Below are 19,646 nucleotides of genomic sequence, written 5' to 3'. Positions count from 1 at the left end.
TGTTGTAAACCTCAAATCCTCTCCCACGGATGCCGCACCTCCGGCTCGTCGTCGTCCTCCGGACCCGCGAGGCGGCCGCGGTGGCCCCGGCCGAATGTGTATCCCGTCTCCACCGCCCGCCCGCCGAATTTTTCGCGCAGCGCGTCGATAGCGCCCTCGGCCATTGCGCGTTTTCGCGACTGCACATCGACCAGATCCGGCGGGTCGGCCTTTTCCGAGCCGGAAAGGTCGCTGACGCCTATGCCGAGCAGCCGGTATTTCGTCCCGTCGGTCTCCTTCTCCAGCAGTTGCAGCCCGGTCTGGAAAATGCGGTCGGCGAGCCTAGTCGGATCGCCGAGCTGGCGGTTGCGCGTGCGCAGCTTGAAATCCTGCGTCTTCAGCTTCAGCACCACGGTGCGGCCGGCAATGCCCGCCTTCTTCAGCCGCGCCGAGACTTTTTCGGACAGCGCCCTGAGGATCGGCACGAGGTCGGCGGGCGAGGCAAGGTCGGTGTCGAACGTCGTCTCGGCCGACACGCTCTTGGCGTCGTGCTCGGGATGCACGCGGCGCTCGTCCATGCCGCGCGACAGGTGAAAAAGCCGGTCGCCCATCGCGCCGTAGCGCCGCATCAGTTCGCCGCGCTCCAGCCGCTGCAACTGTCCGATCATACGGATGCCGTCGCGCTCCAGCGTCGCCGCAAACGCCTTGCCGACGCCCCAGATCAGCGTCACCGGCTGCTCCGCCAGGAAACCCACGGCCTCGGCCTCGCCGATGATCGAAAAACCGCGCGGCTTGCGAAAATCCGACGCCACCTTGGCCAGGAACTTGCAGTAGGACAGCCCGGCCGAGACGGTGATGCCGATCTCTTTCTCGACGGCCGCCGCAAAGCCGGCCAGCACCAGCGCCGGCGGCCTGCCGTGCAGCCGCGCGGTGCCGGCGAGGTCGAGGAACGCCTCGTCGATCGAGATCGGCTCGACCAGCGGGGTTAGCGCCAGCATCATTTCGCGCACCTCCCGCCCGACGCGGACATATTTTTCCATGTCCGGCTTCACCACCACCGCCTCGGGGCAGGCCTCCAGCGCCTTGAACATCGGCATGGCCGAGCGCACGCCGTGGATGCGGGCGATGTAGCAGCAGGTCGAGACGACGCCGCGCTTGCCCCCGCCTATGATCACCGGCCTGTCCTTCAGCGCCGGGTTGTCGCGCTTTTCCACCGCCGCGTAAAAGGCGTCGCAGTCGATATGAGCGATCTGCAGCGAATAGAGCTCCGGATGGCGGGCGAGCCGCGGGCTGCCGCAGCTTGCGCAGCGCGTCGTTGCTCGCGGCTGCGGGGCGAGGCAGTCGCGGCAAAAACCATGCATGGGATCGTTGACAGGAAGGGTCATCGCTACGAACATATGCGGAACATCGCAAATGGTAGGATAGCTGACGCCCGCCGGCAAGGCGGCGGCCGCGGAGGTGCTTCATGGTCCCCGACATTCGCCCGCTCACCCCCGACCTCTGGCCAGCTTTCGAGGATCTGTTCGGCAAGCAGGGTGCCTGCTACGGCTGCTGGTGCACCTATTTCCGCCTCCCGCCGGCCGCCCGGCGCGACTCAAGCCACGCCAGCAACAAGGATTTCATCCGCACCCGCATTGAAGCCGGCCCGCCGCCCGGCCTGCTCGCCTTCGAGGACGGAATTGGCTGCGGCTGGATGCAGATCGGCCCGCGCGCCGACGTGCCGCAGTGGAACAACAAGGGCAGGGGCTCCGCGCCGGTCGATCCGGCCGACGCCACCGATCCGGCCGTCTGGGCGATTTCCTGCTTCTTCATCCGCAACAGCGCGCGGAGCAAAGGTTTGACCCACCATCTGGTCGCGGCGGGCGTCGGTTTCGCCAGGCAAAACAACGCGCGCTTCCTCGAAGCCTGCCCGATGGACCAATCGAAGGATTCGCGCTCCCTCGGCCTGTTCGTAGGCTCGACGCGCGTCTTCGAAAAGGCCGGCTTCGAACGGCTCGCCGAGCGCAAGGCCGGACGGCCGCTGATGCGCCTCGTCCTATGATTAAGGCCGGCTCAGGTCGAGATGTCGTGGCTGTCGTCGCCAAGCGGCAGCCGGCGCAGCGCGCCGGCGACGGTTGCCGGGGCGAGGCCGGATGCTTCGGAAAATTTCATCAGAGTCGGCTCGTGCGCCAGGATGAACTGCAGCACGCCGGCCAAAAATCCCGGCTCGCGCGCCGCCTCGCGTATCGACTGCGCCTCGATGCCGGTGATCGCCAGGAAGCGCGGCAGGAGCTCCGGGTCGGCGGCCACGAAGCCCAGCGCCTCTATGGCGATCGTTTCGGCGTTCTGGCGTGTTAAGTCGCTGTTAGCCATCTTGGCTTTCTTGAGGTTACAATGAAAATTCTACTCCGCAGTATCCGCAACCGTGGCGCCCGGCAAGGCCGCCGGCCAAGCGCCCAGCCGTCACCGACGAAGAAAAAACCCGATGTGTTTCGGCATGCCGGTTTCCGTTTCGTCAATCATCTTGGGTTAGCCTTGCGACGGGGTTTGGTGCACCTTGGCGGGTGCATGTTGGTCGCGGATGCGAAAGCAGCGATCGGGACGGGAATTCTATGACCAAGAAAGTGATGATCGTCGAGGACAACGAGCTGAACATGAAGCTCTTTCGCGACCTGATAGAGGCCAGCGGCTACGAGACCGTGCGCACCCGCAACGGCCTCGAGGCGCTGGATCTGGCGCGTCTGCACAAGCCGGACCTGATCCTGATGGATATCCAGCTGCCTGAAGTCTCCGGCCTCGAAGTGACCAAGTGGCTGAAGGAGGACGACGATCTTCACACCATTCCAGTCATCGCCGTCACCGCCTTCGCCATGAAAGGCGACGAGGAGCGCATCCGCCAGGGCGGCTGCGAGGCCTATATCTCGAAGCCGATCTCGGTGCCGCGCTTCGTCGAAACGATAAAATCCTACCTGGGCGACGCCTGATGCCCAAAAGATCCCGCCCCGGAGCTCACGCAGAATGACCGCGCGCATCCTCGTCGTCGACGACATTCCGGCCAATGTGAAGCTGCTCGAGGTGCGGCTGCTGGCCGAGTATTTCGACGTGCTGACCGCGACCAGCGGTCCGGACGCCATCGAAACCTGCGAGAACGGCAAGGTCGACGTCGTGCTGCTCGACGTCATGATGCCCGGCATGGACGGCTTCGAGGTCTGCAGGCGGCTGAAGAACGACCCCGCCACTTCGCACATCCCCGTGGTGATGATCACGGCGCTCGACCAGGTTTCCGACCGCGTCCGCGGCCTCGAGGCCGGCGCCGACGATTTTCTGACCAAGCCGGTCAACGACCTCCAGCTGATGACCCGCGTGAAAAGTCTGGTCCGGCTGAAGATGCTCACGGACGAATTGCGCCTGCGCGCCTCGACGACGCGCAATATCGGCATAGAAGAACTTTTGAGCCGCAAGCCCGCCGCCGAGGAGACGCGGCCGAAGGTGCTCCTGATCGACGAACGCCAATCGTCCTGCGATCGCATCAGGAAGATGCTGCGCAACACGGCCGACCTCGATATCGCCACCGACCCGCATGCCGGCTTCTTCCAGGCGGCGGAAGAACCCTATGAATGCGCCATCGTCTCCACTTCGTTTGCGGATTTCGATCCGCTGAGGCTCTGTTCGCAATTGCGCTCACTCGACCGCACGCGCTTCCTGCCGATCATCCTGCTTGCCGAGGAGGGTGAGGATGAGCGCCTCATCCGCGGCCTCGAACTCGGCATCAATGACTATCTGATCCGGCCGATCGACCAGCAGGAACTGACGGCGCGGCTGCGCACGCAGGTCCTGCGCAAGCGTTACAACGACCATTTGCGTGCCAGCGTCACCCAGACCATCGAGATGGCGGTAACCGACGGGTTGACCGGTTTGCACAACCGCCGCTACCTCGACAGCCATCTGCAGACGCTCTTCGACCGCGCGGTGGCGCGACGGCGGCCGCTTTCGGTGATGATCACCGATCTCGACCGCTTCAAGCTGATCAACGATACGCACGGCCATGACGGCGGCGACGATGTGCTGCGCGAATTCGCCAGGCGGCTGCGCAAGAATGTGCGCGGCATCGATCTGGCCTGCCGCTTCGGCGGCGAGGAGTTCGTCGTCGTCATGCCGGATACCGATGGCGAGGTTGCCGAAAAGGTGGCCGAACGCATTCGCGCCGAGATCGCGCAGACGCCGTTTCCGATCGGCAAGTCGGGCCAGTCGATGGACGTCACGGTAAGCGTTGGCGTCTCGTCGCTGAAGCGCGGGATGGACACGGTCGAAGCGCTGATGAAACGGGCCGACGTAGCGCTTTACGAGGCCAAGACCGCAGGCCGCAACCGTGTGGTTGCCAAAGCCGCCTGAGCCGGTCGCCCAAGCGGGTAAAGGCAAGCCGCAGCCGATGATAATTTACCTTAATCCAAGCGATTCGGCAGGCTTGGTTAAGAAACTATTGATTTTTAAAAGCTCTTGCGCAAATGTCTGCTGGAAATGGCGCCGGTGCGAGGGACGTGCCACGGCGCAAGTAGATACCCCATGATGCTCAGGTCCGCCGCATCTCCTGGGTCCATGGGGTTGGCCGGCCGGCACTGACACATAGTGGCCTCCTCGTACCGCTGTCAGATCGCTGGCCGGCCCCCTTTTCCCGCAAAGCCTCCGCATTCGCAAAACTGCCCGGTCCCGGCCAACAAAAAAGCCGCCCGAAGGCGGCTTTGCATGCTCAAGTTCAGGACGAAGATTACTTGATCTTCGTTTCCTTGAATTCGACGTGCTTCTTGGCGACCGGATCGTACTTGCGGAAGGACAGCTTGTCCGTCTTGGTGCGGCTGTTCTTGCTGGTCACGTAGAAGAATCCGGTATCGGCGGTCGACAGAAGCTTGATCTTGATGTTTGCGGCTTTGGCCATGATTTTCGTCCGTTAATGTGTCTGGAGTTCGAGCCGGCGAAACACGGGCGATCACCCGGACGCGGAAAACTTGGCGCGACACATAAAGAACGTTGCCGGAATGTCAAGCCCGACGTCGGCTCGCGGCGATGCGGCTGGCGGCCAGAACGATGTAGGCCGCGAAGAACAGCGCCAGCGACCAGCCGAAGCCGTCGGTTCCGACGAGATCCATGCCTATCCCGATCGCCTGCGGCCCCAGCACCATTCCGAGCCCGTAGCAGAGCACGAAGGCGGCATTGGCATTGGCCAGGTCGTGGCCGGAAAGCCGTGAGCCAAGATGCGCCAGCCCGATCGTGTAGAGCGCCGCCACCACGCCGCCCCAGACGAACAGCAGCGCCGCCATCAGATGCCAATTGCCCGAGACGAGCGGCAGCACGATCATGCCGGCAAGCCCAACCGTCGCGCAGGCGAGCAGCAGATGCCGGCGGTCGCGAATGCGGTCGCTGATCATGCCGAGCGGGATTTGCATGAAGACGTTGCCGAGCCCGATCATGGTGAGGAGCAGCGCCGCGTCGGCCTCCGAATAGCCGATGCGGTTGCCATAGACCGGAAACAGCGCGAAGCCGCCGGTCTCCACTGCGCCGAAAACCAGCACCGCGGCGGTCGCGGTCGGCACCAGCCAGATATAGCGGAAGAAGTCGCGCGACCCGTCGCCGTCGACGATGATTTTCGGGCTTTCGCGCCACGCAGCCAGCACCGGAATCGTGGCCAGCATAACCAGCACGAAGACCGCGCCGAAAGGAAGAAAGCCGCTGCTGCCCATCTGCGAGAACAGCCAGGGACCGGCCGCGAAGCCGAGCGACAGCACGGTCGCATAGATGCCGAGCACGAAGCCGCGCTTTTCAGGCGGCGCCGAGGTGCTGATCCAGAATTCGGACAGGATGAAAAGCACGGTCAGCGCCATGTGAAGGACCACTCGCAGCGGAAACCACATCCAGAAGGCGGTGGCGAAATAGAAGCCGACAAAGGCGAGCGCGCCGGCGACGATCATCGCCAGCATTGTCCAGACGACGCCAAAGCGCACCGCCAGCGGGGTTGCAAGCGGCGCCGCCGCGATAGATGCGAGGCCGGCGACCGCGGTGTTGAGGCCGATCATGCTCGCCGAGTGGCCGCGCGTTTCAAGAATGATGCTGAGCAGCGGCATGCCGAGCCCGATGGCGATGCCGACGACACTGATCGAGGCAATGGCGGCCGAGATCGACAGCCAGCGCATGCGCACGTCTTCGGCCTGCTTTGGAATGGTCTCGGACATTTTTGTTTGGGAAAGTTAGAGGACGTCGCGGATGAAGCGGTTGCGGATCATGCGGTAGAAAGGAACCTGCCCGCCCGGGTGCAGCAGCGGATCATGCGCCAGCCGCTTTTCGAGTTCGTCGAGAACAGTCCTGGTTATGACCGGCACATCCGCCTCCTTGGCCTCGCCAAGCGGCAGCCAGACAAGCTCCTCGAGTTCGTTGGTCGGCCCGCCATCGGCAAGTTCGACCGCAACGTCGCTTCGCCACGCCGCCAGGAAGCGCGTATCGAAGCGGCGCACTCGTCCGGGCGGGGTTATCGCACGGGCGACGAAGCGCAGGACATCAAGCGAGGGCTGAACGCCGTGCTCGACAAAGCCCTGCCAGTCCGGCTTGGTCGTGTCGAACGGACCTTTGCGGCCGATCAGCAGGCCGGCCTCCTCGTAGGTTTCGCGTATCGCCGACATGGCGATGGCGCGGGCGCGGGCAGGGCTGGTGCGCCCCGGCGCGCCGGCCAGCTTGGCTTCCTCGTCGGGATGAAGGCTTTCCGCGACGGGAACGCGGCTGTCGGCCGGATCGGTGCGGCCGCCCGGGAACACGAACTTGCCGGGCATGAAGGCGTGGCGCGAATGGCGGCGGCCCATCAATACACGAAACCCGCCGTCCTCTCTGTCGAGCAGAATGAGAGTTGCCGCATCGCGCGGCCGCAACGGTCCCTTGCCGAGCGCGAAATCCTTCGATTCCGCCTTGTCGACTTGCGATCTGGTCATTCCGTCCATTCGAAACCTTACCGCGGCGTCTGGCCGGACGGAATTGCTCCAGCCGATCGAGGGTTGTTCCAGCCCGCGGCTTATGCCTCGGGATGCGTTTCGATGCGGTCCTCTTCGCCGCCAAAGCCATGCATGTAGTATGCCCATTGCAGGCCGATGACAGCGCCCTTGATCGGTCGCAGCAGCGCGAGCGCGGAAATGATAGTCAGCGGCACCCATATGGCGAGATGCTGCCAGGTTGAAAGCGTGCTTGTCGCTTCGATGCTCATGAACGCGCCGATGACGATGTGGCCGACGATGACGATGACCAGATAGGCGGGCAGATCGTCGGCGCGGTGGTGGTGCATCTCCTCGCCGCAATGCTCGCAGCGCTCCACGGTCGTCAGGAACGACGAGAACAGCTTTCCTTCGCCGCAATGCGGGCAGCGCCCGAGAAAGCCGCGCTTCATCGCCTCCCACAGGGGCCTTGCCGGCCGGCCGGTGTGATGTACGCCGCCGAATACCTGTTGTTCCATCATCGTCTCCTGTTGGAGCCTCCGCGCGGTTGCGATGCGCGGGTCCGCGATCTCTGGCCCTTCGCCTTGTGAAACGACCGCTTCGATCCTGGCAGGGGTTTTGGATCGGTCAGCATCTCAAAGCGCATGGCTCCTGCCAGCGGCGCGACCTCGACCAGGCGGACCTCGACTCGATCTGCAAGCTGAAAGCCCTTGCCCGTGCGTTCGCCGAAGAGCGAACGGGCGGCTTCGTCGAATATATAGTAGTCGCCTTCGAGAGATGACACAGGAATAAAGCCGTCGGCGCCGTACTGCGGCAATTGGACAAACAACCCGGCCCTGGTGACGCCGGAAACGCGGGCGTCGAACGTGTCGTTGAGCCGCTCGGCGAGATAGGCGGCGATCAGCCGGTCGACCGTGTCGCGCTCGGCGGCCATGGCGCGGCGCTCGGTGGCGGAAATCAGCGCCGAAGTGTCCTCCAGCCGCTCTTCCTCGCTTCGCGTCAGCCCGTCCTTGCCGAGCCCGAGCGCTCCGATCAGCGCGCGGTGCACGATCAGATCCGAATAGCGGCGGATCGGCGAGGTGAAATGCGCGTAGCGCCGCAGGTTGAGGCCGAAATGGCCGAGGTTTTCCGGCGAGTAGATCGCCTGGCTCTGCGAGCGCAGCACCACCTCGTTGACCAGGGCTTCATTGTCCTCGCCGCGCACGCGCGCGAGAATGCCGTTGAACTGGGCGGGCTTCAGCTGTGCGCCGCGCGCCAGCGACAATCCGATCGTCTGCAGAAACTCGCGCAGCGATTCCTGCTTGGCCAGCGACGGGGCGTCGTGGACGCGATAGACCAGCAACTGCTTCTTGGCCTCCAGCGTCTCGGCCGCCGCGACATTGGCCTGGATCATGAATTCTTCGATCAGCTTATGGGCGTCGAGACGATCGGGGACGATGACGCGGTCGACCGTGCCGTCGGGCTTGAGCAGGATCTTTCGCTCGGGCAGGTCGAGTTCCAGTGGCTGGCGGGCGTTGCGGCCGCGCTTCAGAACTTCATAGGCCGCCCAGAGCGGCTTCAGGATGGTTTCAAGGATCGGTTCGGTAGTCTCGTCAGGCGCGCCGTCGATCGCGGCCTGCGCCTGCCGGTAGGCGAGGCGCGCCACCGAGCGCATCATGATGCGATGGAAGGAGTGGCGGATCTTGCGGCCGTCAGCAGCGAAAACCATGCGAACGGCGAGCGCCGGCCGGTCGACCTTTTCCTTGAGCGAGCAGAGGTCGTTGGAGATACGCTCCGGCAGCATCGGTACGACGCGGTCCGGAAAATACACCGAATTGCCGCGCTTCAGCGCCTCGCGGTCGAGCGCGGTGCCCGAGCGCACATAGGCGGCGACATCGGCGATCGCCACGGTCGCCACCACGCCGCCGGGGTTTTTCTCGTCGCTGTCCGGCTCGGCGAACACCGCGTCATCGTGATCCTTTGCGTCGGCCGGGTCGATGGTGATCAGCGGCAGGTCGCGCCAATCCTCGCGGCCAGCGAGGCTGGCTGGCTTCACCGCCTCGGATTCCGCAATCACGTCCTTTGGGAAAATATGCGGGATCTCGTGGGCGTGGATTGCGATCATCGAGACCGCCTTCTCGCTGTTCAGCGAGCCGACCACCGTCAGCACCTTGGCGCGCGGCAGGCCGTAGCGGCCGGCGCGCACCGGCTCTACCTCGACCAGGTCGCCCGGCTTGGCGTCGTTCAGGAATTCCGCCTCGACGACCAGTTCGGTCTGCCGCCGCTCGACGGGCTCGATGCGGAACGTGCCGTCGTGCCCGACCCGCAGCACGCCCAGCACCGCCTCGCGCTGCCGGTCGAATACTTTCATCACCCGCGCCGTATAGGCCGGGCCTGTCGGATCGTTGGTCGGGAATGTCTTGGCGAGCACACGATCGCCGACGCCTGGCGCCGGTCCGCTTGCGTCGCGGCGCTGCTTGATCGACACGATCGGATTGAACTCGTCGTCCTCGGTCGCGCGCTCTGCCGGCCGCGCCAGGAGCCCGCCTTCGGCATCTCGCGAAAAGATGTCGAGCACCACGACATGGGGCAGGGCGCCACGGCGGATCAGCCGCTTGCGGTCCTTGGTCAAAAGCCCCTCATCCTGCAGGTCGCGCAGCAGATCCTTCAGCCACAAGCGGTCCTCGCCCTTCAGCGAGTATGCCTTGGCGATGTCGCGCTTGCCGCTCTTTTCAGGATTGGAGGCGATGTAGCGAAGGATATCGTCGCGCGACGGGCGGAAATCGCGGGCAGCGCTTCCGGAGGCAGGCGTGTCGGAGGAGCGGGTTTTCCCGCCGCCGCCCTTGCTTCCGGGAATGCTTCTCGCCAAGTTGACCTAGTCCTTTTTCTTCGACGCCGGCTTCTTGGCCGCGGATTTCTTCGCCGCCGGTTTTTTCGTGGCGGCCTTGGCGCCACGCGCGGGCTTCCTGCCGCCGCCCTTGGCTTCCTTCTCGGCGATCAGCGCCACCGCATCCTCGACCGTGACGGACATCGGATCCTTACCTTTCGGCAGCGTCGCATTGACCTTGCCGAAATTGACATAGGGGCCGTATTTGCCGTCGCGCACGGTGATCGATCCGCCGCCGTTCGGATGCTCTCCGAGATCCTTCAACGCCGCCGGCGTGCCGCCGTTCCGGCCGCCTCTGCCCTTGGACTGCTTTTCGGCGATCACCGAAACTGCCCGGTTGAGGCCGATCGAGAACACGTCCTCGATGCTTTCGAGGTTCGCGTAGGTGCCGTCATGCAGCACGAACGGCCCGTAGCGGCCGAGCCCGGCGGAGATCATCTTGCCGCTTTCGGGGTGCTTGCCGACGTCGCGCGGCAGGGAAAGCAGTGCCAGCGCCTTTTCGTGGTCGATCGAATCCGGCGTCCACCCCTTCGGCAAGCTCGAGCGCTTGGCCTCCTTGCCTTCGCCGCGCTGAATATATGGGCCGAAGCGGCCGCTGCGCAGCGTGATCTCTTCGGACGTGTAAGGGTCCTTGCCGAGCGCCTTCGTGCCGTTTTCGCCTTCGATGCTCTCGCCATCGCCATTGGCCGCCTCGCCGAGCTGCCGCGTGTAGCCGCATTCGGGATAGTTGGAGCAGCCGACGAAGGCGCCGTATTTGCCGAGCTTCAGCGACAAATTGCCGGTGCCGCATTTCGGGCAGATGCGCGGATTGGAGCCGTCTTCGCGCGCGGGAAACACCAGCGGCGCCAGTTCTTCGTTCAGCGCGTCAAGCACGTCGGTGACGCGCAGTTCCTTGATGTCCTCGACGGACGCCGAAAAATCCTTCCAGAAGTCGCGCAGCACGTCTTTCCAGGCGAGCTTGCCGTCGGAAATCTCGTCGAGCTTCTCCTCCAGCGAGGCCGTGAAATCATACTCGACATATTTCTCGAAGAAGTTTTCGAGGAATCCGGTCAGAAGCCGGCCCTTCGAGTGCGGCACCAGCCGGCGCTTGTCGATGGTGACGTATTCGCGGTCCTCAAGCGTCTTCAGGATCGCCGTATAGGTCGAGGGCCGGCCGATGCCGAGTTCTTCCATCTTCTTGATTAGCGTCGCTTCCGAATAGCGCGGCGGCGGCTCGGTCGTGTGCTGAGTGGCGAGGATCGCGTCGCGCTGAAGCTGCTCGCCCGCCCGGATCTCAGGCAGGCGCTTGTTTTCCTCGTCCTCCGAATCCTCGTCCTTCTGTTCGGTATAGGCGGCGATGAAGCCGTCGAAGCGGACCACCGAGCCCACCGCGCGCAGGCCGGCGACCCGGCCGCCATTCGTCGCCTCGACCTCGACCGTGGTGCGCTCGATCTCGGCCGGCTGCATCTGGCTGGCGATGGCGCGCTTCCAGATCATCTCATAGAGCCGCGCCTGGTCGGCATCCAGATATTTGCGCATCGCGGCGGGATTGCGCGAAAAATCCGTCGGGCGGATCGCCTCGTGCGCCTCCTGCGCGTTCTTGGCCTTGGCCGAATAGTAGCGCGGCTTTTCCGGCAGGTATTTGTCGCCGAATTCCTTGACGATCGCCTTGCGCGCTTCCGCCAGCGCTTCGGGCGCCATCTGTACGCCGTCGGTTCGCATGTAGGTGATGAGACCGGCGGCCTCGCCGCCGATATCCATGCCCTCATAGAGCCGCTGCGCCACCTGCATGGTGCGCACCGCGGAAAAGCCGAGTTGCGACGAGGCCGCCTGCTGCAGCGTCGAGGTGGTGAAGGGCGGTCCGGGATTGCGCTTGGTGGGCTTTGCCTCGACCGACAGCGCCTTGAAGCTCGCGCCCTCCAGCATCGTCTTGATGTCGTCGGCCTGCGCCTTGGAGGAAATGTCGAGCTTCTGCAGCTTCTTGCCGTCGAAGGCGGTCAGCCGCGCCTCGAATCTTTCCCGGCGCGGCGTATCGAGAATGGCCGCGACCTGCCAGAATTCCTCGCGGACAAACCGTTCGATCTCGGATTCGCGATCACAGACCAGCCTGAGCGCCACCGACTGCACGCGGCCCGCAGACCGCGCGCCGGGCAGCTTGCGCCACAGCACGGGAGACAGCGTGAAGCCGACCAGATAGTCGAGCGCGCGGCGCGCCAGGTAGGCGTCGACCAACGGTGCATCGATCTGGCGCGGATTGGCCATGGCGTCCAGCACGGATTGCTTGGTGATGGCGTTGAATACCACGCGGCTGACCGGCTTGTCCTTCAGCGCCCGCTTCTGCTTCAGCACCTCCAGCACGTGCCAGGAAATCGCCTCGCCCTCCCTGTCCGGGTCGGTAGCAAGGATCAACCCGTCCGCCGCCCTCACTGCGTTGGCGATTTCGGTAAGGCGTTTGGCTGACGGCCCGTCGACCGCCCAGGACATCGCGAAATCGTCGTCGGGCCTCACCGAGCCGTCCTTGGCGGGCAGGTCGCGGACGTGCCCGTAGGAGGCCAGAACCTTGTAGTTCCGTCCAAGATATTTGTTGATCGTTTTCGCTTTTGCCGGCGATTCGACGACGACGACGTCCATGTGCGCTCGTATTTTCCTGAGTGGCGCGAGAAGAAAAACCGCTGCGCGCGACGGGTAGCTTGTCGATTGGCTCCGTCACATGGCCGCGGTTTTCGGTCCGGTCAAGGGGATGGACCGAAATTCGTGCCGTCCGCTACCTGTTGCAACCTGCGCGATACACGTTAATTTCTTGCAACTTTAAGTAAATTAGCTAAGCTTCATGCGACCTAGGTCTGGCGGATTTCGCCGGCCGGGGCGGGGAGGGAAGTTGGCGGCTGTTTGACCTGCCGGCTGACGAGGAGCACTGGGCATGCGCCACAACGACAACAGGAAACGCACTGAAACGCTTGAGTACATGCAGTCCATGCTCGGCCAGTTGCGCGTGATGGCCGAGAACGAGCGCTGCGACATGCTTGCCTATCTGATCGAGATGGCATTCCTGGAAGCGGGAGAAATCATCCGCGGCGAGCGGCCGCCACGGATCGGCCGCGACAAACGAAACAGCGCCGCGTGAACATTGCTCCCATAATGGGATCGTGGTAAGTTCGCTGAATGAGGATCATTGCCCGGCGGACCCTGCGCGCTTTCGTTGATAGCCTCGAAGGGCGTAAGGATCAGCCGGCGGTAAAGGGCGCGCTGGACGCCTGGTTTGATGAGGTCAGCAAGGCGAATTGGACGAGTTCAGCGGATGTAAGACGGCTTTATGCAACTGCAAGTATCGTCAGCGGCGAAAGGATCGTCTTCAACATTAAGGGCAATGATTATCGTCTCGTCGTGGCTGTCGACTTTGAAAAGTCGATCGTGTGGATCAAATGGATTGGAACACACAAAGCCTACGACCGGATCGATGTGACGGAGGTGCAGCATGACGATTGAGTTGAAGCCGATCCGCACGGAAGCAGATTATGATGAGGCGCTGGCGGAGGTCGGCCGTCTTTGGGGAGCAAAAAGCGGCGCGCCTGATGGCGATCGGCTTGACGTGCTGGCGACGCTCATCGAAGCTTACGAGACCAGAATGCACCCCATCGATCCGCCCGATCCGATCGAGGCAATCCTGTTCCGCATGGAGCAGCAGGGGCTGACTCGCAAGGATCTTGAACCTCTGATCGGCACGCGCGCTCGCGTCGCCGAGGTTCTGAACCGCAAACGCGGCCTCTCGATCGAAATGATCCGGCGTCTGAACGAGAAACTCGGCATTTCAGCCGATGTCCTGATACGCCCCAGCCGTGAAGACGAGGCGGCTTAACTGAAACTTACCCGACCAGCGAAACCGTCCCGCCCGCGTGGCGCTCCAGGCGTCCGGCAAGATCGAGTTCCAAAAGGATCATGAACATCTGCGCCGGATGCAGTCCGGTATGGCGGATCAGTTCATCGATTATGGTCGGCGTCGGCCCGAGCGCTTCGACGACGCGGGCGCGGTCGTCGTCGCCGGGCGGCGGCGTGGCGGAGAAATCCGGCGGCTCCTCCAGTTGAACGGCCGGCTGAACTGGCCTGCCGGTAAGCGGCGCAAGCGCCTCGATGATGTCCGCGGTTTCGGTGACGAGGATCGCCCCGTCCTTCAAAAGCCCGTTTGCGCCGGCTGCGCGCGGATCGAGCGGCGAGCCGGGCACGGCAAAAACCAGCCGTCCCATTTCGCCCGCGAGCCTTGCGCTGATCAGCGACCCGGAGCGCTTGGCTGCCTCCACCACCACGAGACCCAGCGCCATGCCGGCGACGATGCGGTTGCGGCGTGGAAAATCCTGCGCGCGCGGCTCCCAGCCGAACGGCATTTCAGAAACAACCGCGCCGCCATTCGCGGCGATCTCGTCGCAGAGATCGGCGTTTTCAGGCGGGTAGGGTCGATCCAGGCCGCCGGCCAGAACGCCGATCGTGCCGGTCGAAAGGCTGCCGTGATGCGCCGCCGTATCGATACCGCGCGCCAGGCCGGATACGATCGCGTTGCCCTCGCGGCCCAACTCGGCGGCGAGCATCCGCGCCATCTTGATGCCGGCCAGCGAAGCGTTGCGCGCGCCGACGATGGCGACAGCGGGGAGAAAAAATACCGCGCCAATCCCCTTCACCGCCAGTAGCGGCGGCGGATTGTCCATGCGCCGCAGCATCGCCGGATAGTCCGCCTCGCCGATGCAGACGAAGCGCGCGCCCATGCGCCGTGCCGTTTCCATCTCGGCCTCGGCTTCGGTAACAGAGGGGATGCGCAGGCTGCGCAGCGCGCCGCCGTTCAGCATCAGCTCGGGCAGCATCTCCAGCGCGGTCTCGGCCGAGCCGAAGCGATTGATCAGGTCGCGAAAGGTCGCCGGCCCGACATTGGGAGTCCGGATCAGCCTCAGCCAGCTCAGCCGCTGCCGGTCGCTAAGGCGGGGACCGGCGGCGGGCTCGCTCATCCTTTGGCCCCGATGCGCGACTCGGTGCCGGCCAGCAGCCGCGAGATATTGGCTCGGTGCTTGATGAAGACGATCACCGTCATCACGGCGAACAGCGCGGCATAGTCGACGAGCCCGAGATAAAACAGCGTGAGCGGAACCGCGAGTGACGCAACCAGCGCCGCGAGCGACGAATAGCGCATGACTAACGCCACCGCGAGCCATGCCGCGGCGAAGACCAGCGCCACATTCCAGGCGAGGCCGGCCAGCACGCCGAGATAGGTTGCCACGCCCTTGCCTCCCTTGAAGCCCAGCCAGACCGGGAAAAGATGTCCCAGGAACGCGCCGAGCCCGGCGGCGAGCGCAAGCTCCGGTCCGTAAATCCCGGCGATCAGCACCGCCGCGGTCCCCTTCAGCGCGTCGAGGATGAGCGTCAAAGCCGCGAGGCCCTTGTTGCCGGTGCGCAGCACATTGGTCGCGCCGATATTGCCCGAGCCGATGTTGCGCACGTCGCCCAGGCCGGCGGCGCGGGTGATCAGCAGGCCGAACGGCACCGAGCCGAGCAGGTAGCCGAAGGCGAGGGCGGCGAGCAACTGCGTGTATAACATGGCGTCCCCGGGTTTTGACCGATCTCAGTTGCCGGCCTGTACGGAAAACACTGTGCGGCCCGCAACCAGCGTTTGCAAGACCTTGCCCTGCAGCCGGGCGCCTTCGAAACAGGTGTTTTTCGAGCGCGAGCGGATGCCGGCCTCGCTGACGATCCACGGCTCGTCGAGATCGACCAGCGCGAGGTCGGCCGGCGCACCGGGCGAAAGCCGGCCGCCGGGCAGCCCGAACAGTCTTGCCGGCGCGGTCGAGAGCGCTTCGATCAGCCTGATCAGCGGGATCTCGTCATTATGATAGAGCCGCAGTGCCGCGCCGAGCAGCGTTTCAAGCCCGATTGCACCATCGGCGGCATCGGCGAAGGGCAGGCGCTTGGTGTCGACATCCTGCGGATCGTGCGAGGAAACGATGATATCGATCGTGCCGTTCCGCAGCGCCTCGATCATGGCGAGGCGGTCATCCTCGGCGCGCAGTGGCGGCGAAAGCCGGAAGAACGTGCGGTATTCGCCGACATCGTTTTCGTTGAGCGACAGATGGTTGATCGAAACGCCGGCCGTAACATTTGTGCCGTCGCCCTTGGCCCGCGCCACGGCTTCCGCCGACATCGCTGTCGAGATTTTCGCCGCGTGGTAAGCGCCGCGCGTCAGCCGCGCCAGCATCAGGTCGCGCTCGAGCGGGATCGCCTCAGCCTCGCGGGGTATGCCCGGCAGCCCGAGCCAGCTCGCGTAAAGCCCCTCGTTCATCACGCCCGACGAGGCGAGGTCGCGGTCCTGCGCCTCATGCGCCACCACTGCGCCGAAATCGCGGGCATAGGTCAGCGCACGGCGCATGGTCAGCGCATTGGAAATTGTGTGCCGCCCGTCGGTGAAGGCGACCGCGCCGGCCTCGCGCATCAGGCCGAACTCGGTCATTTCGCGGCCTTCGAGCCCTTTGGTGATTGCCGCCGCCGGAAAAACATTGACCAGCGCGGTGTCGCGCGCTGCCCGCAGCACGAATTCGACCAGCGCGACATTATCGATCACCGGATCGGTGTCGGGCATCATGACGATCGAGGTGACTCCGCCGGCCGCGGCGGCAAGGCTCGCCGAAGCGATCGTCTCACGATGCTCGCCGCCAGGCTCGCCAATGAACACCCGCCCGTCGATCAGGCCCGGAATGATCGCCTTGCCGCGGCAGTCGACAATGGTCGCGCCCTCGGGCGCGCCCTGGTTCGAGGCGGAAGCGCCGGCCGCCACGATCTTCTTGCCGTCGACGATGACGGTGCCGGTCTCGTCGATGCCTCGCGACGGGTCGACGATGCGGGCGTGCTGAAAGACCGTGACGCTCATGCCGAATGCCTGTCGCGGTTGCGGCGCGGGTCGAGCAGCGCCTCCATTACCGCCATGCGAACCGCGACCCCCATCTCTACCTGCTCCTGGATCACGCTTTGCGGCCCGTCGGCGATCTCGGAGGCAATTTCGACGCCGCGGTTCATCGGGCCGGGATGCATCACCAGCGCGCCATCCTTCGCCGCCTTCAGCTTCTCGGCGTCGAGGCCGAAATAGTGGAAATATTCGCGCACCGACGGCACGAAAGAGCCCGCCATGCGCTCGCGCTGCAGCCTGAGCATCATCACCACGTCGGCGTCCTTCAGCCCCTCCGCCATGGTATGCGCGACGATAACGCCCATCTTCTCGATGCCCGATGGAAGCAAAGTCGAAGGCGCCACCACGCGCACTTGTGCGCCGAGCGCGTTGAGCAGGATGATGTTCGAGCGGGCGACGCGCGAATGCAGTATGTCGCCGCAGATCGCGACGATCAGCTTTGACAGCGGCCCCTTGGCGCGGCGTATCGTCAGCGCGTCGAGCAGCGCCTGCGTCGGGTGCTCGTGCGCGCCGTCGCCCGCATTGACCACCGAGCAGCCGACCTTCTGTGCGAGAAGCGCTGCCGCGCCCGCCGATTGATGACGGATGATCAAGATATCCGGCCGCATCGCGTTCAGCGTCATCGCCGTATCGATCAGCGTTTCGCCCTTCTTCACCGAAGAGCTTGCCACCGACATGTTCATAACATCCGCCCCGAGCCTCTTGCCCGCCAGCTCGAAGGACGACTGCGTGCGCGTCGAGGCTTCGTAGAAAAGGTTGATCTGGGTGCGCCCGCGCAGCGTCGAGGTTTTTTTCTCGGGCTGCCGGGAGATCGACACCGCGGCGTCGGCCCGGTCGAGCAGAAGCTCGATGTCGGCGGGAGACAGGTCCCTTATGCCAAGCAGATGGCGGTGCGGATAAAGCGGCAGGGACGGAGCGTCGGTCATTAAAGGGGTGCTATAGGCCGCGGCTTGGTCGGCTGCAAGCGGCGCGCCCCGATTGTGAAGGTTGTCCCGGGGATTTTCGTCGCGCGTTCCGCGCCGCTTCGGCTATAAGGCCAGCACGGCGTTTCCGGATTCGGCGCGAGCGCCCGGAGAATGTTGAAGGACGTTGCGTGACGCACGAGGTGACGAACCAGCCCCCGCCACTGACGGGAAGCAATGCCTGGCGGGGCGATCCGCTGCTGGTGCAGCTTGCCGAGGATTTTTCGGAGCCGGTTCGCAAGGAACTCGACCAGGTAGGCCGTTTCGTGATGACGCACGAGGCGCAGGAATTGGCTCGGCTCGCCAATACCGAGACGCCGAAGCTCAGGACCCACGACCGCCAGGGCAGGCGCGCCGATGTGGTGGAATGCCATCCCGCCTACCACGCGCTGATGCGCCGCTCGGTCGCCAACGGCCTGCATTCGTCGATATGGGAGAACGGCAGCACCGAGACAGGCAAGCGCCACCAGGTGCGCGCGGCCCGCTTCTATCTGACGGCCGAGTTGGAATCGGGCCATCTCTGTCCCATCACCATGACCAGCGCCTCGCTGGCCGCGCTGATGGCCGCCCCAAAACTATTTCGGGAATGGGCGCCGCGCGTCACCACGCGCAAATACGACCAGAGCCAGAAGCCACCGGTCGAAAAGACCGGGCTGACGCTCGGCATGGGCATGACTGAAAAACAGGGCGGAACCGACGTGCGCGCCAACACCACGCGCGCCGAGCGTGCCGGCAGCGGCTTCTATCGCCTGACCGGCCACAAATGGTTCATGTCGGCGCCGATGTCGGATGCGTTCCTGGTGCTGGCCCAGGCTGGCGAAGGCCTGTCGTGCTTTTTGGTGCCCCGCCTTCTTGGCGATGGCACAGGCAACGGTTTTCGCTTTCAGCGCCTGAAGGACAAGCTCGGCAACCGCTCCAACGCCTCGTCCGAAGTCGAGTTCGTCAACGCCATCGGCGAAATGGTCGGCGAGCCGGGGGCAGGGGTAAAGACCATCATGGACATGGTCACGCTGACCCGGCTCGACTGCGCGGTCGCCTCGTCGGCGATCATGCGCGCCGGCCTTGCCGAAGCGGTCCACCACACGCGCCACCGCCAGGTTTTCGGTACCGTCCTTATCGATCAGCCGCTGATGCAGCGCGTGCTGGCCGATATGGCGCTCGATGTGGCGGGAGCTACCGCGCTATCGTTCCGGCTCGCCCGCTCCTTCGACGAGGCGGCCAACGATCGCGGCGAGGCGGCCTTCGCCCGCGCCATGACCCCGGTGGTCAAGTACTGGGTCTGCAAGATCGCGCCGGCGCTGCTTTACGAGGCCATGGAGTGCCTCGGCGGCAATGGCTACATCGAGGAAGCGCCGCTCGCCCGCTATTACCGGGAAGCGCCCGTCAACGCGATATGGGAGGGCTCGGGCAATGTCATGGCGCTGGACGTGCTGCGCGTGCTCGGCCGTGCGCCTGGCCTTTTCGACGACGTGCTTTCGGGGATAGAGCGCGACCTGGGCGCCGGCGGGCGCGGCACGACCGGCGTGCTGCGCGCTGCCATGCAGGTTGCCTCCTCGGACGAGGGCTCCGCCAGGATCCTGACGGAACAACTGGCGCTTTCGGCTGCGGCGGCCGAGCTGAAGCGGCTGGGGGCAGGGCGCATTGCCGACGCGTTCATCGAAACCCGGCTCGCCGGCCAGTGGCGAGGCACCTACGGCATGATCGACGCGCGCCACGATGCCCGAATGATCGTCGACACGCTCTATCCCGCCGTCTGAGTGGCCGCGGGATAGAGTTCCGCGTCGCCGCCGAGATGGCGCGCCAGGAGATAGCCGTTCATCGCCGTCGGCACAGCCGCGGAGAGCGCCAGGTACAACATTCCTTGTCCGTCACGGGTGCGCCCGCCTTATCAACAGCGGGCGCTGCCGCGTTAACCTTAACGAATGGTTTCCATTGCGGGCATCACCGGCAAGCCCCACTGTGATCTGAACCAAGCA

19 protein-coding genes and 1 pseudogene are annotated in these 19,646 nt (G+C 64.6%); 7 read left to right on the top strand and 13 right to left on the bottom strand.

What is annotated here, in order from left to right; genetic code table 11:
* Window positions 1–11 precede the first annotated feature (11 nt).
* Window positions 12–1,376, bottom strand: a complete 1,365-nt coding sequence (locus ACG873_RS11490; protein WP_394891845.1) for a DNA polymerase IV — start codon at window positions 1,374–1,376, stop codon at window positions 12–14.
* 68 nt (window positions 1,377–1,444) lie between these two features.
* Here ACG873_RS11490 and ACG873_RS11485 point away from each other — a divergent pair, with 68 nt between their 5' ends.
* Entirely contained in the window at window positions 1,445–2,020 is a 576-nt protein-coding gene (locus ACG873_RS11485; RefSeq protein WP_394891843.1) for a GNAT family N-acetyltransferase, read from the top strand.
* Window positions 2,021–2,031: 11 nt separating this feature from the next.
* Here ACG873_RS11485 and ACG873_RS11480 read toward each other — a convergent pair whose 3' ends face one another.
* The gene (locus tag ACG873_RS11480; RefSeq protein ID WP_394891842.1) at window positions 2,032–2,331 is read right to left on the bottom strand and encodes a DUF3572 domain-containing protein; all 300 of its coding nucleotides are present in this window, start codon (window positions 2,329–2,331) and stop codon (window positions 2,032–2,034) included.
* A 239-nt stretch (window positions 2,332–2,570) separates the two neighbouring features.
* On the opposite strand from ACG873_RS11480, the gene ACG873_RS11475 reads away from it, so the two are divergent.
* Window positions 2,571–2,942, top strand: coding sequence for a response regulator (locus ACG873_RS11475; RefSeq protein WP_165030380.1), 372 nt, complete (start codon window positions 2,571–2,573; stop codon window positions 2,940–2,942).
* 34 nt (window positions 2,943–2,976) lie between these two features.
* Window positions 2,977–4,350, top strand: a complete 1,374-nt coding sequence (locus ACG873_RS11470; RefSeq protein WP_394891840.1) for a PleD family two-component system response regulator — start codon at window positions 2,977–2,979, stop codon at window positions 4,348–4,350.
* A 373-nt stretch (window positions 4,351–4,723) separates the two neighbouring features.
* On the opposite strand, the gene rpmG is transcribed toward ACG873_RS11470, so the two are convergent.
* The 6 genes from rpmG to topA all read right to left on the bottom strand — a co-directional run bounded on the left by rpmG (window position 4,724) and on the right by topA (window position 12,402).
* Window positions 4,724–4,891 (bottom strand): 50S ribosomal protein L33, encoded by a 168-nt coding sequence (gene rpmG / locus ACG873_RS11465; protein WP_006201775.1) that lies wholly within the window; start codon window positions 4,889–4,891, stop codon window positions 4,724–4,726.
* Between the two features lie 103 nt (window positions 4,892–4,994).
* Window positions 4,995–6,182 carry an MFS transporter gene (locus tag ACG873_RS11460; protein WP_394891825.1) on the bottom strand — a complete coding sequence of 396 codons (1,188 nt, stop codon included), beginning with the start codon at window positions 6,180–6,182 and terminating at the stop codon, window positions 4,995–4,997.
* A 15-nt stretch (window positions 6,183–6,197) separates the two neighbouring features.
* A complete protein-coding gene (locus ACG873_RS11455; RefSeq protein ID WP_394891823.1) occupies window positions 6,198–6,938 on the bottom strand; it encodes an NUDIX hydrolase in 741 nt (246 codons plus the stop codon).
* A 71-nt stretch (window positions 6,939–7,009) separates the two neighbouring features.
* On the bottom strand, window positions 7,010–7,444 hold the full coding sequence (locus tag ACG873_RS11450; protein WP_394893461.1) for a DUF983 domain-containing protein: 435 nt from the start codon (window positions 7,442–7,444) through the stop codon (window positions 7,010–7,012).
* Window positions 7,444–9,774 carry a ribonuclease R gene (rnr, locus tag ACG873_RS11445; RefSeq protein ID WP_394891821.1) on the bottom strand — a complete coding sequence of 777 codons (2,331 nt, stop codon included), beginning with the start codon at window positions 9,772–9,774 and terminating at the stop codon, window positions 7,444–7,446. The genes ACG873_RS11450 and rnr overlap by 1 nt, the downstream gene beginning before the upstream one ends.
* Window positions 9,775–9,780: 6 nt before the next feature.
* Complete coding sequence (gene topA, locus ACG873_RS11440; RefSeq protein ID WP_394891820.1) at window positions 9,781–12,402, bottom strand: type I DNA topoisomerase; 2,622 nt, start codon at window positions 12,400–12,402, stop codon at window positions 9,781–9,783.
* Between the two features lie 289 nt (window positions 12,403–12,691).
* Here topA and ACG873_RS11435 point away from each other — a divergent pair, with 289 nt between their 5' ends.
* From ACG873_RS11435 to ACG873_RS11425, 3 genes are read left to right on the top strand one after another with little or no spacing between them, the layout of a single operon-like run.
* Window positions 12,692–12,895 (top strand): hypothetical protein, encoded by a 204-nt coding sequence (locus tag ACG873_RS11435; protein ID WP_394891818.1) that lies wholly within the window; start codon window positions 12,692–12,694, stop codon window positions 12,893–12,895.
* Between the two features lie 38 nt (window positions 12,896–12,933).
* Window positions 12,934–13,257, top strand: coding sequence for a type II toxin-antitoxin system HigB family toxin (locus tag ACG873_RS11430; protein ID WP_394891816.1), 324 nt, complete (start codon window positions 12,934–12,936; stop codon window positions 13,255–13,257).
* Window positions 13,247–13,627: a helix-turn-helix domain-containing protein gene (locus ACG873_RS11425; protein WP_394891815.1), complete on the top strand. Its 381-nt coding sequence runs from the start codon at window positions 13,247–13,249 to the stop codon at window positions 13,625–13,627. The genes ACG873_RS11430 and ACG873_RS11425 overlap by 11 nt, the downstream gene beginning before the upstream one ends.
* A 7-nt stretch (window positions 13,628–13,634) precedes the next feature.
* Here ACG873_RS11425 and dprA read toward each other — a convergent pair whose 3' ends face one another.
* From dprA to ACG873_RS11405, 4 genes are read right to left on the bottom strand one after another with little or no spacing between them, the layout of a single operon-like run.
* Window positions 13,635–14,762: a DNA-processing protein DprA gene (gene dprA / locus ACG873_RS11420; RefSeq protein ID WP_394891813.1), complete on the bottom strand. Its 1,128-nt coding sequence runs from the start codon at window positions 14,760–14,762 to the stop codon at window positions 13,635–13,637.
* Window positions 14,759–15,349 carry a glycerol-3-phosphate 1-O-acyltransferase PlsY gene (gene plsY / locus ACG873_RS11415; RefSeq protein WP_394891811.1) on the bottom strand — a complete coding sequence of 197 codons (591 nt, stop codon included), beginning with the start codon at window positions 15,347–15,349 and terminating at the stop codon, window positions 14,759–14,761. The genes dprA and plsY overlap by 4 nt, the downstream gene beginning before the upstream one ends.
* Window positions 15,350–15,373: 24 nt before the next feature.
* A complete protein-coding gene (locus ACG873_RS11410) occupies window positions 15,374–16,672 on the bottom strand; it encodes a dihydroorotase (protein WP_394891810.1) in 1,299 nt (432 codons plus the stop codon).
* Window positions 16,669–17,634 carry an aspartate carbamoyltransferase catalytic subunit gene (locus tag ACG873_RS11405; protein WP_394891809.1) on the bottom strand — a complete coding sequence of 322 codons (966 nt, stop codon included), beginning with the start codon at window positions 17,632–17,634 and terminating at the stop codon, window positions 16,669–16,671. Before ACG873_RS11405 ends, ACG873_RS11410 begins: the two co-directional genes overlap by 4 nt.
* 167 nt (window positions 17,635–17,801) lie before the next feature.
* Here ACG873_RS11405 and ACG873_RS11400 point away from each other — a divergent pair, with 167 nt between their 5' ends.
* A complete protein-coding gene (locus tag ACG873_RS11400) occupies window positions 17,802–19,427 on the top strand; it encodes an acyl-CoA dehydrogenase family protein (protein ID WP_394891807.1) in 1,626 nt (541 codons plus the stop codon).
* Here the strand turns inward: ACG873_RS11400 and ACG873_RS11395 are convergent.
* A pseudogene (locus tag ACG873_RS11395) lies at window positions 19,412–19,537 on the bottom strand (AEC family transporter); the annotation flags it as partial. The gene ACG873_RS11400 and the pseudogene ACG873_RS11395 overlap by 16 nt on opposite strands.
* Window positions 19,538–19,646: the final 109 nt, after the last annotated feature.

This window comes from Allomesorhizobium aridi (genome assembly GCF_043769475.1).
Lineage (GTDB): Bacteria > Pseudomonadota > Alphaproteobacteria > Rhizobiales > Rhizobiaceae > Allomesorhizobium.
The sequence above is the reverse complement of the archived record's forward strand: the minus strand, read 5'-3'. Positions and strand labels throughout refer to the sequence as shown.

What these genes read in the sequence shown, in the direction of transcription:
- ACG873_RS11490 (WP_394891845.1), bottom strand. Translation starts at nt 1,376, where the DNA reads ATGTTCGTAGCGATGACCCTTCCTGTCAACGATCCCATGCATGGTTTT.
- ACG873_RS11485 (WP_394891843.1), top strand. Translation starts at nt 1,445, where the DNA reads ATGGTCCCCGACATTCGCCCGCTCACCCCCGACCTCTGGCCAGCTTTC.
- ACG873_RS11480 (WP_394891842.1), bottom strand. Translation starts at nt 2,331, where the DNA reads ATGGCTAACAGCGACTTAACACGCCAGAACGCCGAAACGATCGCCATA.
- ACG873_RS11475 (WP_165030380.1), top strand. Translation starts at nt 2,571, where the DNA reads ATGACCAAGAAAGTGATGATCGTCGAGGACAACGAGCTGAACATGAAG.
- ACG873_RS11470 (WP_394891840.1), top strand. Translation starts at nt 2,977, where the DNA reads ATGACCGCGCGCATCCTCGTCGTCGACGACATTCCGGCCAATGTGAAG.
- rpmG (WP_006201775.1), bottom strand. Translation starts at nt 4,891, where the DNA reads ATGGCCAAAGCCGCAAACATCAAGATCAAGCTTCTGTCGACCGCCGAT.
- ACG873_RS11460 (WP_394891825.1), bottom strand. Translation starts at nt 6,182, where the DNA reads ATGTCCGAGACCATTCCAAAGCAGGCCGAAGACGTGCGCATGCGCTGG.
- ACG873_RS11455 (WP_394891823.1), bottom strand. Translation starts at nt 6,938, where the DNA reads ATGGACGGAATGACCAGATCGCAAGTCGACAAGGCGGAATCGAAGGAT.
- ACG873_RS11450 (WP_394893461.1), bottom strand. Translation starts at nt 7,444, where the DNA reads ATGGAACAACAGGTATTCGGCGGCGTACATCACACCGGCCGGCCGGCA.
- topA (WP_394891820.1), bottom strand. Translation starts at nt 12,402, where the DNA reads ATGGACGTCGTCGTCGTCGAATCGCCGGCAAAAGCGAAAACGATCAAC.
- ACG873_RS11435 (WP_394891818.1), top strand. Translation starts at nt 12,692, where the DNA reads ATGCGCCACAACGACAACAGGAAACGCACTGAAACGCTTGAGTACATG.
- ACG873_RS11430 (WP_394891816.1), top strand. Translation starts at nt 12,934, where the DNA reads ATGAGGATCATTGCCCGGCGGACCCTGCGCGCTTTCGTTGATAGCCTC.
- ACG873_RS11425 (WP_394891815.1), top strand. Translation starts at nt 13,247, where the DNA reads ATGACGATTGAGTTGAAGCCGATCCGCACGGAAGCAGATTATGATGAG.
- dprA (WP_394891813.1), bottom strand. Translation starts at nt 14,762, where the DNA reads ATGAGCGAGCCCGCCGCCGGTCCCCGCCTTAGCGACCGGCAGCGGCTG.
- plsY (WP_394891811.1), bottom strand. Translation starts at nt 15,349, where the DNA reads ATGTTATACACGCAGTTGCTCGCCGCCCTCGCCTTCGGCTACCTGCTC.
- ACG873_RS11410 (WP_394891810.1), bottom strand. Translation starts at nt 16,672, where the DNA reads ATGAGCGTCACGGTCTTTCAGCACGCCCGCATCGTCGACCCGTCGCGA.
- ACG873_RS11405 (WP_394891809.1), bottom strand. Translation starts at nt 17,634, where the DNA reads ATGACCGACGCTCCGTCCCTGCCGCTTTATCCGCACCGCCATCTGCTT.